Source organism: Poseidonibacter antarcticus (assembly GCF_003667345.1).
Taxonomy (GTDB): Bacteria; Campylobacterota; Campylobacteria; order Campylobacterales; family Arcobacteraceae; genus Poseidonibacter; species Poseidonibacter antarcticus.
Window position 1 is genome coordinate 51094 of sequence record NZ_RCWF01000014.1, and the last position, 15285, is coordinate 66378.

The 15285-nt window shown below is 26.7% G+C and carries 19 protein-coding genes and 1 rRNA gene; 1 reads left to right on the forward strand and 19 read right to left on the reverse strand.

The window, feature by feature from the left end; all coding sequences use genetic code 11:
* Positions 1 to 21 precede the first annotated feature (21 nt).
* The 6 genes from groL to D9T19_RS12995 all read right to left on the reverse strand — a co-directional run bounded on the left by groL (position 22) and on the right by D9T19_RS12995 (position 4017).
* Positions 22 to 1662 (reverse strand): chaperonin GroEL, encoded by a 1641-nt coding sequence (gene groL / locus D9T19_RS12970; RefSeq protein WP_121628672.1) that lies wholly within the window; start codon positions 1660 to 1662, stop codon positions 22 to 24.
* 1 nt (position 1663) lies between these two features.
* A complete protein-coding gene (gene groES, locus D9T19_RS12975; RefSeq protein WP_121628673.1) occupies positions 1664 to 1921 on the reverse strand; it encodes a co-chaperone GroES in 258 nt (85 codons plus the stop codon).
* Positions 1922 to 2060: 139 nt separating this feature from the next.
* Complete coding sequence (locus tag D9T19_RS12980; protein ID WP_121628674.1) at positions 2061 to 2939, reverse strand: polyprenyl synthetase family protein; 879 nt, start codon at positions 2937 to 2939, stop codon at positions 2061 to 2063.
* Positions 2940 to 2942: 3 nt separating this feature from the next.
* The gene (locus D9T19_RS12985; RefSeq protein ID WP_121628675.1) at positions 2943 to 3263 is read right to left on the reverse strand and encodes a YbaB/EbfC family nucleoid-associated protein; all 321 of its coding nucleotides are present in this window, start codon (positions 3261 to 3263) and stop codon (positions 2943 to 2945) included.
* Positions 3256 to 3639 carry an aspartate 1-decarboxylase gene (gene panD / locus D9T19_RS12990; protein ID WP_121628676.1) on the reverse strand — a complete coding sequence of 128 codons (384 nt, stop codon included), beginning with the start codon at positions 3637 to 3639 and terminating at the stop codon, positions 3256 to 3258. The genes D9T19_RS12985 and panD overlap by 8 nt, the downstream gene beginning before the upstream one ends.
* Before the next feature lie 15 nt (positions 3640 to 3654).
* Complete coding sequence (locus D9T19_RS12995; RefSeq protein ID WP_121628677.1) at positions 3655 to 4017, reverse strand: (2Fe-2S) ferredoxin domain-containing protein; 363 nt, start codon at positions 4015 to 4017, stop codon at positions 3655 to 3657.
* A 147-nt stretch (positions 4018 to 4164) separates the two neighbouring features.
* On the opposite strand from D9T19_RS12995, the gene D9T19_RS13000 reads away from it, so the two are divergent.
* Complete coding sequence (locus tag D9T19_RS13000; protein WP_121628678.1) at positions 4165 to 4695, forward strand: peptidylprolyl isomerase; 531 nt, start codon at positions 4165 to 4167, stop codon at positions 4693 to 4695.
* Between the two features lie 21 nt (positions 4696 to 4716).
* Here D9T19_RS13000 and D9T19_RS13005 read toward each other — a convergent pair whose 3' ends face one another.
* The 13 genes from D9T19_RS13005 to rrf all read right to left on the reverse strand — a co-directional run bounded on the left by D9T19_RS13005 (position 4717) and on the right by rrf (position 15161).
* On the reverse strand, positions 4717 to 6072 hold the full coding sequence (locus D9T19_RS13005; RefSeq protein WP_121628679.1) for a response regulator: 1356 nt from the start codon (positions 6070 to 6072) through the stop codon (positions 4717 to 4719).
* Between the two features lie 3 nt (positions 6073 to 6075).
* Positions 6076 to 6465, reverse strand: a complete 390-nt coding sequence (locus tag D9T19_RS13010; RefSeq protein ID WP_121628680.1) for a response regulator — start codon at positions 6463 to 6465, stop codon at positions 6076 to 6078.
* A 15-nt stretch (positions 6466 to 6480) separates the two neighbouring features.
* Positions 6481 to 6960 carry a chemotaxis protein CheW gene (locus tag D9T19_RS13015; RefSeq protein ID WP_121628681.1) on the reverse strand — a complete coding sequence of 160 codons (480 nt, stop codon included), beginning with the start codon at positions 6958 to 6960 and terminating at the stop codon, positions 6481 to 6483.
* A 70-nt stretch (positions 6961 to 7030) separates the two neighbouring features.
* Positions 7031 to 8284: an exodeoxyribonuclease VII large subunit gene (xseA, locus tag D9T19_RS13020; RefSeq protein WP_121628682.1), complete on the reverse strand. Its 1254-nt coding sequence runs from the start codon at positions 8282 to 8284 to the stop codon at positions 7031 to 7033.
* Positions 8285 to 8304: 20 nt separating this feature from the next.
* Entirely contained in the window at positions 8305 to 9015 is a 711-nt protein-coding gene (gene ubiE / locus D9T19_RS13025) for a bifunctional demethylmenaquinone methyltransferase/2-methoxy-6-polyprenyl-1,4-benzoquinol methylase UbiE (protein ID WP_121628683.1), read from the reverse strand.
* Between the two features lie 24 nt (positions 9016 to 9039).
* Positions 9040 to 9300 (reverse strand): hypothetical protein, encoded by a 261-nt coding sequence (locus D9T19_RS13030; protein WP_228198009.1) that lies wholly within the window; start codon positions 9298 to 9300, stop codon positions 9040 to 9042.
* 5 nt (positions 9301 to 9305) lie between these two features.
* Entirely contained in the window at positions 9306 to 10097 is a 792-nt protein-coding gene (locus tag D9T19_RS13035) for a P-loop NTPase family protein (protein WP_121628685.1), read from the reverse strand.
* Between the two features lie 4 nt (positions 10098 to 10101).
* Positions 10102 to 10743 carry a 3-methyladenine DNA glycosylase gene (locus tag D9T19_RS13040; RefSeq protein ID WP_121628686.1) on the reverse strand — a complete coding sequence of 214 codons (642 nt, stop codon included), beginning with the start codon at positions 10741 to 10743 and terminating at the stop codon, positions 10102 to 10104.
* Positions 10736 to 11563: a TIGR00282 family metallophosphoesterase gene (locus D9T19_RS13045; RefSeq protein ID WP_121628687.1), complete on the reverse strand. Its 828-nt coding sequence runs from the start codon at positions 11561 to 11563 to the stop codon at positions 10736 to 10738. The genes D9T19_RS13040 and D9T19_RS13045 overlap by 8 nt, the downstream gene beginning before the upstream one ends.
* A 71-nt stretch (positions 11564 to 11634) precedes the next feature.
* Positions 11635 to 12750 (reverse strand): BaiN/RdsA family NAD(P)/FAD-dependent oxidoreductase, encoded by a 1116-nt coding sequence (locus tag D9T19_RS13050; RefSeq protein ID WP_121628688.1) that lies wholly within the window; start codon positions 12748 to 12750, stop codon positions 11635 to 11637.
* A 29-nt stretch (positions 12751 to 12779) separates the two neighbouring features.
* Complete coding sequence (locus D9T19_RS13055) at positions 12780 to 14033, reverse strand: ArsS family sensor histidine kinase (RefSeq protein WP_228198010.1); 1254 nt, start codon at positions 14031 to 14033, stop codon at positions 12780 to 12782.
* Entirely contained in the window at positions 14026 to 14703 is a 678-nt protein-coding gene (locus tag D9T19_RS13060) for a response regulator transcription factor (protein WP_121628690.1), read from the reverse strand. The genes D9T19_RS13055 and D9T19_RS13060 overlap by 8 nt, the downstream gene beginning before the upstream one ends.
* A 341-nt stretch (positions 14704 to 15044) precedes the next feature.
* Positions 15045 to 15161: ribosomal RNA gene (gene rrf / locus D9T19_RS13065) — 5S ribosomal RNA — on the reverse strand.
* Positions 15162 to 15285: the final 124 nt, after the last annotated feature.

Here is a 15285-nt window from a genome sequence, read left to right on the forward strand (position 1 = left end):
AAAAAGAAATCTTTTCTTAGACTACATTCCCATTCCAGGCATACCGCCCATTCCACCCATATCAGGCATTGCAGGAGCTGCTGAGTCAACTTTAATATCAGTTACTGTAGCTTCTGTAGTTAATAATAACGATGCTACTGATACTGCATTTTGCATTGCAACTCTTTCAACTTTTGCAGGATCAACGATACCAGCAAGGAACATATCAACATATTCACCAGTTGCAGCGTTAAATCCAAAGTTTTCATTATCAGATTTTTCAACTTCATTTGCAACAACACCAGCATCATAACCAGCATTTATAGCAATTTGTTTTAAAGGTGCTTTAATAGCTCTTAAAACAATAGCAGCTCCAATAGCTTCATCACCTTCAAGATGTCCTAAAGATACTTTAGCAGCAGCTCTAATTAATGCAGCTCCACCACCAATTACAATACCTTCTTCAACAGCAGCTCTTGTTGCACTTAATGCATCATCAACTCTATCTTTTTTCTCTTTCATTTCAGTTTCACTTGCAGCTCCAACTTTAATAACTGCAACTCCGCCTGAAAGTTTTGCTAATCTTTCTTGTAATTTTTCTTTATCATACTCAGAAGATGTACCTTCCATTTCAGCTTTGATTTGATTAACTCTACCTAAAACAGCATCAGCTTCACCTGCACCATTTACAATAGTAGTATTATCTTTATCAATTACAACTCTAGCAGCTGTTCCTAATGCTTCCATTCCAGTTGTTTCAAGTTTCATTCCCATTTCTTCTGCAACAACAGTTCCAGCAGTTAAAACAGCAATATCTTCTAACATTGCTTTTCTTCTATCACCAAAACCTGGAGCTTTAACAGCAGCAATGTTTAATGAACCTCTTAATCTATTTACAACTAATGTAGAAAGTGCTTCACCTTCAACATCTTCAGAGATTATTAATAAAGGTCTTCCTGTTTGATTAACAGCTTCTAAAATTGGTAACATTTCTTTTAAGTTAGAGATTTTTTTCTCACATAATAAAATAAATGGGTTTTCCATTTCAGTAGTCATTTTTTCAGTATTTGTAATAAAGTATGGAGATAAATAACCTCTATCAAATTGCATACCTTCAACAACATCTAATTCATCAGAGATACCTTTTGCTTCTTCAACAGTAATAACACCATCTTTTCCAACTTTATCCATAGCTTCAGCAATCATTGCACCAATTGCAGTATCAGAGTTTGCCGAAATTGTAGCAACTTGCTCAATTTCTTTTTTATCAGCTACAACTCTAGATGCTTTTTTAAGTTCTACTAAAATAGCTTCAGTTGCTTTGTCCATACCTCTTTTTAAAATAATTGGATTAGCACCTGCTGTTACATTTCTTAAACCTTCTTTGAAAACACTATGAGCTAAAACTGTTGCAGTTGTAGTTCCATCACCTGCTTCATCAGCAGTTTTAGAAGCAACTTCTTTAACTAATTGTGCACCCATATTTTCTAAAGTGTCTTCAAGTTCAATTTCACGTGCAACTGATACACCATCTTTAGTAATAGTTGGAGCTCCAAAAGCTTTTTGTAATAAAACATTTCTTCCTCTAGGACCCATTGTAACTTTTACTGCATCTGATAATTTTTCAACACCTGTATATAACTTGTTTCTTGCTGCATCGCTAAATAATACTTCTTTTGCCATTTTACATTACTCCTATAATATTTTCTTGATCTAATACTAAATAATCTACACCATCAAGTGTAAACTCAGTTCCTCTAAATTGTTCGAAAACAATTGTATCACCTACTTTAATTTCAGTTATCTCTCCACCAATTGCTTTTACTTCTGCAGTATTTGGTTTTTCTTTTGCTGAATCAACTAAGATAATCCCACTTGCAGTTTTGCTCTCTACTTCAGTTCTTTGTACTAGAACTCTTTTTCCTAATGGTTTAAAATTCATGTTAATCCTTTTATAAGTTTTAAAATATATTTAAATAATTAATTATTTTAGCACTCTATTTTTTTGAGTGCTAAATTTTATATAATTTTTGTTTAATTGTCAAGGGAGTATGAGTTAAATTGACTAAGAGTTTAGATTTTTATAGAGATTTTTTATCTATTTTATGTCTATTTATATATTTTAGAAGTAATTCTTCTAAAGATTGTTTTAAATTCTTATCTAATGTATTTAATATTTTTTCACATTTGTCTGCTAATTTATCCGCAGAATTAATAGCACCATCAAGTCCTAATAAATTTACAAATGAATTTTTAGCATCATCATTTTGTGTTGTTTTTCCTGCTTCTTCTTCTGTATAAGTTTCATCAATAATATCATCTTGAATTTGAAATAGTAAACCTAAGTCAATTCCAAAATTATATAATTTTTCTTGAGTTTGAAAATCATATTCACTAATAATTGCACCCATTTTTAATGAAGCTGCAATTAGTTTTGCAGTTTTATGAATATGTAAATATTCTAATTGCGAAAGTTCAAGTATTTTATTTTCAAAATAACAATCAATTGCTTGACCTATTATCATTCCATCAATTCCACCATTTGATGATAAACATTTAATTAATTCTATTTTTACATCATTGTGCAAAGGTGCATTTGATATTTGTTTAAAAGCTTCTGTATTTAAAGCATCACCTACTAATATTGCAGTAACTTCATCATATTTTTTGTGTAAAGTCTCAAAACCTCGTCTTAAATCAGCGTTATCCATAGAAGGTAAATCATCATGAATAAGAGAATAGGTATGAAGCATCTCTAGGCCTAAAGCAACTGGCATAGAATTTTGTATTAATAAATTTTTATTTGATTTAACAACTGAAAGTAAAAGCATTGGACGGAATCTTTTTCCACCTGCTTGGAGCATATTTCCTAAAGCATCTTCAAAATAAGGATGAAAAGTTTTAGAAACAGGAAGATTATTTATTAAATAATCTTCAAAATTTGTAAGTAATGTTTTCATTTACTATTTTTTTCCTATAGAACCTAATCCACCCATCATATTCATGGCCATCATTTTTTGGTTTTCTTCTGTTTGCTTAATAACATCATTCATACATGAAATTAATAAAATTTGTAGTGAATCTTTATCTTCAAGTAAAGAATCATCAATTTTTAAATCAACAACTTCTGAATTACCATTAATTGAAATTTCAATCATTCCACCACCAGCTTTTGAAGTAAATATTTTTGAAGCATTTTCCTCTTTTGCACTAGCTGCCATATTTTGAAACTGTCCCATCATTCCATTTAAATCTAAATTTTTTAAATCAATTCCATCAAACATGATCGCTCCCCACTAATTCATTTGTAATCATATCAATATTATTTTCATCATCTACAATAACTATAATAGGTTTATAATTTTCTAGTTCTTTTTCAGAATAAGAAGCATAAGAAATAACTATAATCTTATCTCCAATTTCAACTTTTCTTGCAGCAGCTCCATTAAGACACATATCTTTACTTCCTGCTTTACCTTTAATAACATAAGTAGCAAATCTTTCGCCATTATTAACGTTTACAATTTCAACTTTTTGACCAACTCTTAAACTTGATGCTTTCATTAATTCTTCATCAATAGTAATCGATCCCACATAGTTTAAGTTAGCATCAGTAACTGTCGCTCTATGAATTTTACTATATAGCATATCAAATGTCATATACTTTAGTCCTCTTTAATTTTCTAATTTTATAGCTTCACCCCAATGTTGTTTAGGTATTAAATACTCAACAACTGGACTTCCACCTAATATATGTTCTTCAACTATTTTATCTATTTTTTCCTTAGATAACTGACAATACATATGATGTCCTGGCTCAAGTAACATAACCGGACCCATTTCACATCGACCTAAACAAGAAGTTCTAACCACTTGAACAGGTCCCATTAATCCCTTTTGCATTAATAATTTTGTAGTGTAATTAAATAAATCTCTAGTATTCTCATTTACACATGATGGTTTTGGCATCCCTGGTGGTGAAGCTTGTTCACACTTAAAGATATAAAACGTTGGTTGAGGAATTGATGGTATTTCCATTATCTTTTCCTTTTTAAGATAAAATAATACATATTTTAATGAATTTTAACACTTTTTTATTAAAAATTAATAAAAAAAGTAATTTTATTTTTTTTTAAAGCTAAAATAATATACTATTTCCTCAAATCTTAACAATAAAGGCTATATATGAAAAAAATACTTTTTATTCTTTGTTCATTTATATTATATTTACAAGCAGCAAATCCTCTTGCAATAATTGAAACAAATCAAGGGGAAATACAGATTGAATTAAGACCTGATATTGCACCTAAAGCAGTTGAGAACTTTATAACACATTCAAAAAATGGTTATTACAATGGTTTAATTTTCCATAGAGTTATTAGAGGTTTTATGTTGCAATCAGGAGATCCAACAGGAACGGGTACAGGTGGAGAATCTATCTGGAAAAAGAATTTTGAAGATGAGTTCTCTCCATCAGCACTATTTGATAAAGCGGGTGTTTTAGCAATGGCAAATAGAGGTAGAAATACAAATGGAAGTCAATTTTTTATAACAACAGTTCCAACATATTGGTTAAATGGTAAACATACTATTTTTGGTTATGTTACAAAAGGAATGGATATTGTTAAAAAGATAGAAAGTGTTCCAACAACAGGTAGAAGTGGAGGAGATAAACCACTTAGTGAACAAAAAATAATTAGCATCACTATTAAATAGATCAAGGATAACTTGATCTATTTAACCAAAAATTTTATTCATCATATCTTTATCACCATAAGTCATAATTTGTTTCTCTAAATTTTCAAGTCTTTTAGATTCATTACTTGCTTTTTCTTTCCAATATTCTAATTTCTGAACTAAAACATCATCCGTTTCAATTGCTTCATATTTTTCTCTTAATTTTGTTAATGCGTTAGTAATTTCATCAATTTCAATTTGAAAATTAACTTCTATTTGTTTCTTTTCTTTTAAAAATTTATTTTCATTATCTTCTATTTTAATTTTTAATCTTTTAATATCTTGTCTTAAATCTGAATTTTCTTTTGACAATTTTAAAGAGGTATTATGTTTATCTGAATTTCTTTTATAAATAGATAATTCACTTTTTAAATTTCTATTTTCTAAAGAATATTTTTCAGCTGTATATATATATTTATCTGTATTTTTTTGAACTTTAAAAAGTTCATTTTGAGCATTTTCAAGTTTAATCTTTAAATCATTAATAATTGCATATTGTTCAGCATTACCTTCTTTACTTCTTATAAAAATCTCACTTTTATCTTTCATTAAAGCACGTTGCATTTCTCTTTTTCTAACTAATTCTTCTGTAATATCTTTTTGAATAGAAATAGCACCTTCAACTTCTCCAGCATCATTTAAAATTGTAATCATATAACAGTCAGTAGTAAAAAATCCATTATCTTTTGTTCTATTTTTTAAATTTCCATGCCATGGTTTATTATTAAGAACTTCGGCATACATTTTTACATATAAGTCATTTGAAGTATCAAGATGTTTTAAAAACTTAAAGTCTTGTCCAATTAATTCTTCTTTTGAATATCCAGAAATCTTGCAACAAAGTTCATTTACTTTTACAATTTTCATATGAATATCAGTTTCAATAACAATATTATTTAAATCAGTAACTTCTTTATACTTTTCTAACTCTTTATTCTTCTGATCTATTAAAAAATCTTGATATAAAATTTCAGCTAAATCATTCATAAGTGAAAGTAAATGTCTTATGTCAATTGGTTTTATTATATATTCATAAATCTTTAATTTTATAGCTTCTGAGAGAAATTCATTATCTGAATGTGCTGTTGCAAAAAAAATAGGAACTTTTGAATCAACTCCACGTATTGCTTTTACCATATCAATACCACTTAATTTTGGCATATTAATATCTGATAAAATAATATCAATTTCATCCTGATTACGAAGATAAATTTCTAAACCTTCTTTTCCATCTTCTGCTGTATATACAGTTTCAAAAAAATTAGATAATAACTGAGATAATTCAGTTCGAATAGTAGCATCATCTTCTACATATAATATTCTTAGACGTTTAAGTAATTTTTTATCTATTTCCATATTTTATTTTACTTTCATACTTGTTATAAGTTCAATAAACTTTATAAAATCAAAAGGTTTTAATAAATATTCACGAACACCATATTCTTTTGCTTTCATTATATATTCTTCTTCAGTATGTGCAGACATTACAATTATTGGAATATGAAGGTCTTGATTTGCAATGTTCTTTATCATATCTAAACCATTCATTACAGGCATATTAATATCAGTAATAATTACATCAATATCTGGATTTTTTTTTAGTAATTCTAATGCTTCTAAGCCATTATTTGCAGTGAGAAAATTTGCTTGTAGTTTTGTTAATGCATCACTAATTATAGATAATAAGTCTTTTTCATCCTCAACAAAAAGAAGTTTAAGACCTCTTAGTTTTTCTATTTTTTCATGCATAATTTTCCTATATGTTTAATCTTTTAATTCTTCTTTATCTACTACTCTTTCTATATCCATAACAACAAGCATTTCATTATTATCCAATCGTACATAACCTTTTAAATATTTAGAAGGAATAGCTGAACCCATTTCAGAAACAGGTGCTAAGGTACTTGTATCTAATCTTTGAACATCATCAACCAAATCAACAATAATCCCAACCATTCTTTTATCTTCAGTTATTACAGCAATTACAGATGTATTTTCATCATAAGTGCTTACACTTGTATTAAATTTTATTCGAATATCCAAAATAGGTACAACTTCACCTCGTAAATTTATAAGTCCTTTTACCCAATCTGAAGTATTTGGTAGTGGTGTAATATTATCTGGATAAGTTAAGATTTCTCTAATTTTTGGTAACTCAATTGCATATTTCATTGAACCTAGCTCAAATGTCATAAATTCACTAGTATTTGCATAATTAATTACTTTTTCTTCATTAACATCCATAATTTTCCTTTATTTGTATGCTTCATTATCAACGTATTATAATTTATTCTAGCGATTATAAACTTAAAACTTATTGTTTTTTTAAATTATTTATTACACACGTAGCAATATATTTAGGACTTTGTAAAGAGACTGTATCGCCTACTTTTAAATTATCTAAAGAAATTATTTTATTCTCTTTTGATATTTGTACAAATCCATTTTTATCTTTTTTATTAGGATGATTTAATTCATAATTATTTTTTAATAAATCAATATTATTTTGAAGTTTTGATATATTTTGAGAATAATTATTTTTAAAAGTTTTTACAAGCATTTCTATTTCATTTTCATAATGTATTATTTTTTGAGATAAATTTGATTGAAAAGAAGATTTTAAAAGTTTTATTTCTGATTCAATAAATTTAAACTTACTTTCCATTGAATTTTGTTCAAATAATCTTTTTAAATTAATAATATCTTGTTCTTTATTAAATAAAATTCTTTTAAATAAATTATCATATTCATTACGTAAAGAATCCAAATACATTCTATGCTCATTTATATCAGGAAGAGCAATTTCAATTGCATTAGATGGAGTTGCTGCTCGAACATCAGCTACAAAATCTGAAATTAAATAATCAACTTCATGACCAACTGCTGAAATAATAGGAGTATTAGCTTCATAAATAGCATTTGCAACTATTTCTTCATTAAAAGCCCATAAATCTTCAATACTTCCACCACCACGACCTACAATCATAATATCAACACATAAAGTATCCGCATATTTAATAGCATTTGAAATATCATAAGCAGAACCCTCACCTTGAACTAAAGTTGGAATTAAAATAAATTCAACCAGTGGCCAACGATGAAGTGCTACTTTTTTCATATCTTCAATAGCTGCACCAGTTGCAGAAGTAACAAGTGCAATTTTTTTAGGATATTTCGGAAGAGTTTTCTTTCTTAACGGGTCAAAATACCCTTTTTGTTCTAACTTAGTTTTTAATTGTTCATAAGCAAGTGCTAAGGCACCTTGTCCTGAAGGTTCAATTTTATTACATAATAATTGATAATTTCCTCTTGGTGCATAAACTGTAATATTTCCAGTAATTACTATTTTTTGTCCAACTTCAAGTCTAAATTTTAAATATTTAGTATTTCCTCTAAACATTACACAAGAAATAGTAGAATTTTGATCTTTAATAGAAAAATATATATGCCCTGAATTATGATAAGTTAGATTTGAAACTTCACCTTCAACATAAACTTGTATAAAAGTTGTCTCTAAAAGAGACTTTATTTGTGAATTTAAAGTTGATACATTAATTGGTGAATTCATAAAATCTCTTTCTTCTTAATTTATAATTTTTTTGCAATAATTAAAGTTGAAATATTCATAGAAAAAGCTTTTACATGAATTGGTTCAAGTCCTGCTAATTTTAACTCTTTACATAAATTATCAGTAGTTAAAAATTCATCAATAGAGTTTGGTAAATAAGTATAAGCTTCTTTATTTCTTGAAATTAATCCACCTAAAGTTGGTAAAATTTTATTCATATAGAAATCTGTTACATAATGAATAGGTTTTGTTTTTTCATTTTTTGTAAATTCAGAAATTACAACTAATCCATCTTTTTTCAGAACTCTTGCAAACTCGACAAAGGCCTCTTGTCTTTGAACAACATTTCTAATTCCATAAGAAATAGAAATAATATCAGCACAATCACTATCCAGAGGCATAGATGCAGCTCCAGCTTCAATAAATTCAACATCAGGAAGTTTTTTCTTTGCAACTTCCATCATTCCAACACTTGGATCTACTCCAACAATATTTTCTAATTCAATATTGTTAGTTTCAGCAATTTTTTTCCAATGTTGAATCATATCACCTGTTCCACAAGCAACATCAACTATCTTTTCTAATTTCTTTTTCCCATAAAAATCAAAAGCTAAATTACAAGCTTTATTTCTCCATGATTTATCAATTCCCATCGATAAAACTCTATTTGCAACATCATAAGTTCCAGCAATGTCATTAAACATTGAGACAATTTTTTCTTGTTTACCCATTCTTACTTTTCCTATTTAATTATTTTATAATATATATTTTCCAACTAAAAGTCCTAATATAAAACCTATGTTAATTGCAACAGCTAAAAACATAAATGACATTTTTTTATCAGATTGTGGAAGTTTTTCTAAAATTTGCTCTTGCTTAATAAGAGTTTTGTCGAAATTTTCACTAGCTCTTCCTAAAGTTTGGTATGATTCATCCAAAACTTTTGTCGCATTTTTAAGTGCTAATTCTGAAAATTCCATTCTTTCAACAAGTTCTTTTGCTTGTTTAAAACTCATTTCACTCATTTCTTTATATCAATCCAAGTATCTAAATCACAAAAAATTTTATTCAAAACATTAATTACATAATCTTTTGCTTCTGTTTGAATTCTTCTAAAAAACAAATATTTTCTTGCACTTTCAATATCACCTAATTCTTTTGCTCTTATTGCTTTTTGTGCAAAATCAGTATTGTTATATGCCATTTCCCAAACAGTTGAACCTAAGTATCTACTCATTGTGATAACTTTATCATTTTTTACAGGAAAATATTTTGGATTCTTAACAAAATCACAAATTACAGAATTTGAATCAATATATTTATGTCCAAAAAAGTTAATAAATTGTTCTTCTATATAATCATCTTCCATAGAAATAGCCCTACTTAATGCAAAGATTACATTATTTGAAGCATTTTCATCAATTCTTTTAATTTTTTTCATTGTCGCAATTGCATTTTTCCCATCAAGTTCACCATCACCTAAAGGTATAATCCATTTAACATTTCCAAAAGTTCCTACTTTTTTTATCTCATCTAATACTAATGAAGATGTTTTATTTCCACCAACATCAACAATAACCTCATGGTTATCATCCATTAAAATCAATTCATCTAATTGAGTTAATTTATTAGTTCCTAACATTCTTTTATTTACTATCTCAGTTCTTGTAAATGATTGTGAATCATTATTTTCATCATCAATTTCGATATATGTGATTCTTTTACCATGTTTTTTATAAAGATATGGTGCAATAACTTGCATTGCAACTGTAGATTTACCTACACCACCTTTAGTTTGTGGAATAATAATCATTTAATTAACCTTTTGGATTACGTTTCATAAACTCGATAATTTTCCCATGAAACCTTGAATAAACTTTATTTAATGAGATTTCATAATTATATAATTTGGCTATTTTATCGTAATTTTCATTAATTCCATATTCGCACCAATTTTGTAATTCTTCGTAACTTTCAAACTCGTATCCAAATCTTTTTAACAATCTATTTGTATAAGAATCTACAACCATATACTCTTGTTTACAAGAATAACATAAAATGGCATCGGCAGTTTCAGGACCAATCCCTTTTTGTTCTAAAAGCCATCGTCTATCTACTTTTAAACAAAAATTTTCAAATGTTCCAAATACTTCAAGTATATTTTTTGACAATGAGATTAATCTTACAGATTTTTGATTCTTAAAACCACTTGGTGTAATTGCAAAAATAAGAGTTTGTAAATCAATTTGTGATAATTTTTCAAGAGAGTTTATATTTAAATTTTTTAAATTGTCTAAAGACTTTTCAACATTAGTCCATTTAGTATTTTGTGTTAAAATGGCACCTAATAAAATTTCAAAACTATTATCATTAGGCCACCAATATTCATCCTTTTCATCTATTAAATTTTGTTCTTTTAAAAACAATAATAAATCATAGGAATTAGATATACTAATCAATCATAGCCTTTGTAATAATATATTCTTGATTATTACATAATTTTTTGATTTTAAAACACTGCGTTGCTTTTCCTTCTTCATTAATATCAGTAACCATCATTTGAAGAATCGATTTGCAAGAACTAGGAACTTCAAAGTGACCACCTAAACCTGTTATTACTTTTTGAATTGGTATTTTTTTATCCATTCCTATTACATTATCTCTACAACCAGTTAATCCAATATCAGTTAAATATGCAGTATTATTAAATATTTGTAAATCATCAGTTCCTACATGAGTATGTGTTCCACAAATCATACTAACTTCATTTTGAAGCATCATAAGCATAATTCTTTTTTCACTTGTAACTTCTGCATGAAAATCAATAAATATACTTTTAATTCCATCATCGTGAAGTTGATTTACAAGTTTTCTTGCCCAATTAAAAGGATTTTCAACAACAGGCATTGTATATTGTCCCATTAAATTTATAACTGCAAGTTTTTCAATTCCATTAGGAGTTTGAACTTCACAAACTTTTAAGCCACTTCCAATTAACCCAGCAGGATAATTATCAGGTCTTAAAACAGGTTTTGTTTCAAGTAAAACCATCATTTCTCTTTTTTTATCAAAAGAGTGATTTCCACCTGTAATTAAATCAATACCCATTTTTAATAATTCATCACAATTTTTAATAGTTAAGCCAAAACCATGACTTGCATTTTCACCATTAGCAACTACAAAATCAATATTATATTCTTCTCTTATTTTAGATAAATTTTCTTTTATTATCTTTCGTCCAGGTCGACCTACTATGTCGCCTATAAATGCAATTCTCAATTGAATCCTTCGAAATTTTTTTCATTATATTTTTGTGATTGTAGCAAGTGTATGGTTAGGGATAACTTTTTTTATAGTTTGTTTAACTCTTTTGCACAAATATTTGCTTGTGAAAATGCTATTTGGAAATTAAATCCACCTAATTCTCCTGTAATATTTAAGCATTCTCCAATAAAATACAAACCTTTTTGTTTTAAACTTTCAAAAGTATTATGATTAATTTCATCAGTATTAATACCACCTTTTGTAACTTCAGCTTTTGTATATCCGAAGTTTCCAGCTGGTGAGAATTCATAATATTTTAATTTTGAAAGCTTTTCTCTCTCATCAATTTTTAGTGAAGAAATAGCTTTATCTTCCAAATCAATTGACTGTAAAAACTCTTCAATAAATCTTTTTGGAAGAGGTAGTGCTGAAGATATTTTTTTATTACTTTTAAAAAAATCTTCTATTTTTTTATTTGGCAAAAAATCAATAGCTAGCTGTCCTTTTTTCCAATATAAAGATGAAGTTAAAATTATAGGTCCTGAACATCCCTTATGTGCAAAAAGTAAAGAACCTTCAAATTTTCTACCATCAACAAAAGTATTAACGTATGTTGAAATCCCTGATAATTTCTTGAACCAAAATTGGTCTTTTTGAACGGTAAAACCAACAAGTGCTGGTTCAAGTTTTTCTATTGTATGTCCATATTTTTTAGCAATATCAAATGCAATAGAAGTAGCACCTAAAGAAGAAAAAGATAAACCACCACTAGCGATAACTATTTTTTTTGATTGTATATCTTGTTTATTTGTTTTAATTTTATATGAATCTGATTCTATAATATTTTCAATATCTAAAACTTTTGTATCAAGATATTTTTTTATATGTGTAGTTAATTTTAAAAACATATCAATAACATCTTGAGATGAGTTACAAAAATAAGTTCCCTTCACAATTTTAGGATTGATTTTTGGAACAACACCATTTTTATTTAAAAAATTTAATAAATCATCTTTTGTATATTTATGTAAAATCTCTTCTACAAAATCTTTATCACCTAAATAGTTTTTATTTGTAACAAGCTCATTTGTAATATTACATTTAGCTCCACCTGAAACTTTTATTTTTGAACCAACTTTAGAGTTCGTATCAATAATACATATGTTCTTATATTTTCTTTTATTTAATGTGGAAGCTAGCATCAAAGAACTTGCTCCTCCCCCAATAATCGCTATATCGTAGATTCTTTTTCCTTTTTACAAACAAATCTATTTAAACCATTTATATATTCATATTCTAAAGTATAATTATTGGCTTTTAAAATATTATGTACAATATATAAACCTAATCCAAATGAATTCTTTGATTTATCTTCATTTGCAAAAAATGGTTCAAAATATTTTTCTAATTTATATTCTAATTCTTTACCATTATTTTCAAAAATAATATTATCATTTTCAGTTAAGATAGTAACTTTTTTATTACTAGAATACTTAAGCGCGTTATCAATTAAGTTCTTAACAGCAATAGAAAATAATTTGAAATTTACATTTACTTTCTTATTTTCATAAGATTGAATAATTGATTCATCTTCTAGCATTAAAATATCTTTTGCATTATCAATAACATCATTTAAATAATAAATTTTTTTATCTATATTTTTATTAGAAGATATTAACTCTTCAATAGAAGCAAATTCATTAATCAATAATTCTAATCTAGAAAAAACAGATTTTAACTTTTCATTATTCTCTTTATTTTGTTCTAATTGTGTTAAAAAATTACCCTTTGTAATAGGAGTTTTTAACTCATGCATAATATTACGAATAAATACATTCCTCGCTTCTTTTATACTCTTAAGTTTTAAAGCTGTTTGTTTAAATTCCATACCTAAAAGAGAAACTTCATCTTTTGAATCACTATTGCAACATTCAAAATCAAAATTTTCATCACCTAAAGTTTTTACCTTATTTTTTAATATTTTTAAAGGCATTAATTTACGTATAGTAATTAAATACATTAATATAATTGTAATAATAACAATTGCAAAAACTAAACTTATATAAATCTGACTATTAACACTTGGACTAGAATTATCTCTAATTAAAATAGTTTTATTTCTCTTTTTTATGTACAAATAATTATTATCATTAAGCTTTAGAACACGAAACATAATTTTTCTTCTTTTATCTTTCCGTTCAAGTAAAACTTTTGTTTGAGGATTATAAGTTATCGTATTTATATTAGCCTTGCTATAAAATAAAGTAAAATTAGAATTTTCTAAACTTTTAGCAAATTCAAGATTTAATCCATCTTTTTTGTGCTTTCTTAATACCACTTTTATAATAGGCATATATTTATCAAATAATTGATTTTCTTTAAATTTATAATTTTCAGTCATTAATATACCAAAACTTGCAATAACCAAAATAATTGAAATTATAAAACTAACAGTAATTGTAAAAAATATTGATTGTCTATTCATTATAAAATTTATACCCCATTCCTCTTATTGTATGAAGATACTTAGGCTCTTTGGGATTATCTTCAATTTTTTGCCTAATTCTGTTAATAATAACTGCTAAAGATCCTGAACCTTCATAATCTTGATTTAATAAATCTGAATTATCAAATATATCTTCTCTTGAAATTACAAAACCTTCTCTTTTAATAAGAAGAGATAAAACCTCAAATTCAGCAGCTGTAAGTTTAACATATTTATGATTTTTTGTAATCTCTTTTTTTTCAATATCTAAAACAAATGTTTTAGTTTTTTCTTCAGGTATATTTGAGTGATTAAATCTTCGCAAAATTGTCTTAATTCTAACTTCAAGTTCTCTAGGATCATAAGGCTTTGGTAAATAATCATCTGCACCCAATTGTAATGCTGTAACTTTATCAGTTATATCACTTCTAGCACTTGAAATTATAATAGGAATATCAAAATCTTTTACAATAGCTTTACAAACATCTAAGCCATCCATACCAGGAAGAGTTAAATCAAGTATGATCAAATCATAAGTATTTATTTTTAAAGAAGAAAGAGCTAAAAAAGGTTCTTCATAATTAGTTACTTCAATATTAAATTGCTTTAAATATTCAGTTAAGATTTCAGCAAGTTCTACATCATCTTCAATCATTGCAATTTTTATCAAAATAATTCCTTTATTTAATTCTTTTATTTATTTTTCTAAATTCTAAGTCAATTAAGAATTTAAATTGTTCTTTCCATTCAACTTTAGATTTTATCATATTATCTCTTTTTTCACTCATAAATTTTATAAATTCTGCTTTATTAAAACTATCTTTTATAAATAAGATTATGACATTAGTTTTTAAATGATATATAAATCTAGTATTAACGAAATATAACAAGAAAATTTAGGGAAAAGGAAGAAGTAAAAAAATAAGCATAAACCGCGCGCAAAAAAAAAGCTTAGCTTAAAACACTAGAATAAGTGTAAAAAGCTAAGCTAATTTGAAATAAATACTCAAGAGCTGGCAGTGACCTACGTTTCCGACAAGGGGACCCTGCAGTATTATCAGCGATGAAGAGCTTGACTTCCAGGTTCGAAATGGGACTGGGTATTTCCTCTTCTCTATAACCACCAGCAAAACTGAGTAATCAATATATATAAAATAAAATCTATAAATAAATCTTAATTTAATATACTCATTACTCAACTTATATGTTGAGTAAAAGATATTTTAATGTTAAAGTCACACAATGTATACTT

What these genes read in the sequence shown, in the direction of transcription:
- groL (WP_121628672.1), bottom strand. Translation starts at nt 1,662, where the DNA reads ATGGCAAAAGAAGTATTATTTAGCGATGCAGCAAGAAACAAGTTATAT.
- groES (WP_121628673.1), bottom strand. Translation starts at nt 1,921, where the DNA reads ATGAATTTTAAACCATTAGGAAAAAGAGTTCTAGTACAAAGAACTGAA.
- D9T19_RS12980 (WP_121628674.1), bottom strand. Translation starts at nt 2,939, where the DNA reads ATGAAAACATTACTTACAAATTTTGAAGATTATTTAATAAATAATCTT.
- D9T19_RS12985 (WP_121628675.1), bottom strand. Translation starts at nt 3,263, where the DNA reads ATGTTTGATGGAATTGATTTAAAAAATTTAGATTTAAATGGAATGATG.
- panD (WP_121628676.1), bottom strand. Translation starts at nt 3,639, where the DNA reads ATGACATTTGATATGCTATATAGTAAAATTCATAGAGCGACAGTTACT.
- D9T19_RS12995 (WP_121628677.1), bottom strand. Translation starts at nt 4,017, where the DNA reads ATGGAAATACCATCAATTCCTCAACCAACGTTTTATATCTTTAAGTGT.
- D9T19_RS13000 (WP_121628678.1), top strand. Translation starts at nt 4,165, where the DNA reads ATGAAAAAAATACTTTTTATTCTTTGTTCATTTATATTATATTTACAA.
- D9T19_RS13005 (WP_121628679.1), bottom strand. Translation starts at nt 6,072, where the DNA reads ATGGAAATAGATAAAAAATTACTTAAACGTCTAAGAATATTATATGTA.
- D9T19_RS13010 (WP_121628680.1), bottom strand. Translation starts at nt 6,465, where the DNA reads ATGCATGAAAAAATAGAAAAACTAAGAGGTCTTAAACTTCTTTTTGTT.
- D9T19_RS13015 (WP_121628681.1), bottom strand. Translation starts at nt 6,960, where the DNA reads ATGGATGTTAATGAAGAAAAAGTAATTAATTATGCAAATACTAGTGAA.
- xseA (WP_121628682.1), bottom strand. Translation starts at nt 8,284, where the DNA reads ATGAATTCACCAATTAATGTATCAACTTTAAATTCACAAATAAAGTCT.
- ubiE (WP_121628683.1), bottom strand. Translation starts at nt 9,015, where the DNA reads ATGGGTAAACAAGAAAAAATTGTCTCAATGTTTAATGACATTGCTGGA.
- D9T19_RS13030 (WP_228198009.1), bottom strand. Translation starts at nt 9,300, where the DNA reads ATGAGTTTTAAACAAGCAAAAGAACTTGTTGAAAGAATGGAATTTTCA.
- D9T19_RS13035 (WP_121628685.1), bottom strand. Translation starts at nt 10,097, where the DNA reads ATGATTATTATTCCACAAACTAAAGGTGGTGTAGGTAAATCTACAGTT.
- D9T19_RS13050 (WP_121628688.1), bottom strand. Translation starts at nt 12,750, where the DNA reads ATGCTAGCTTCCACATTAAATAAAAGAAAATATAAGAACATATGTATT.
- D9T19_RS13055 (WP_228198010.1), bottom strand. Translation starts at nt 14,033, where the DNA reads ATGAATAGACAATCAATATTTTTTACAATTACTGTTAGTTTTATAATT.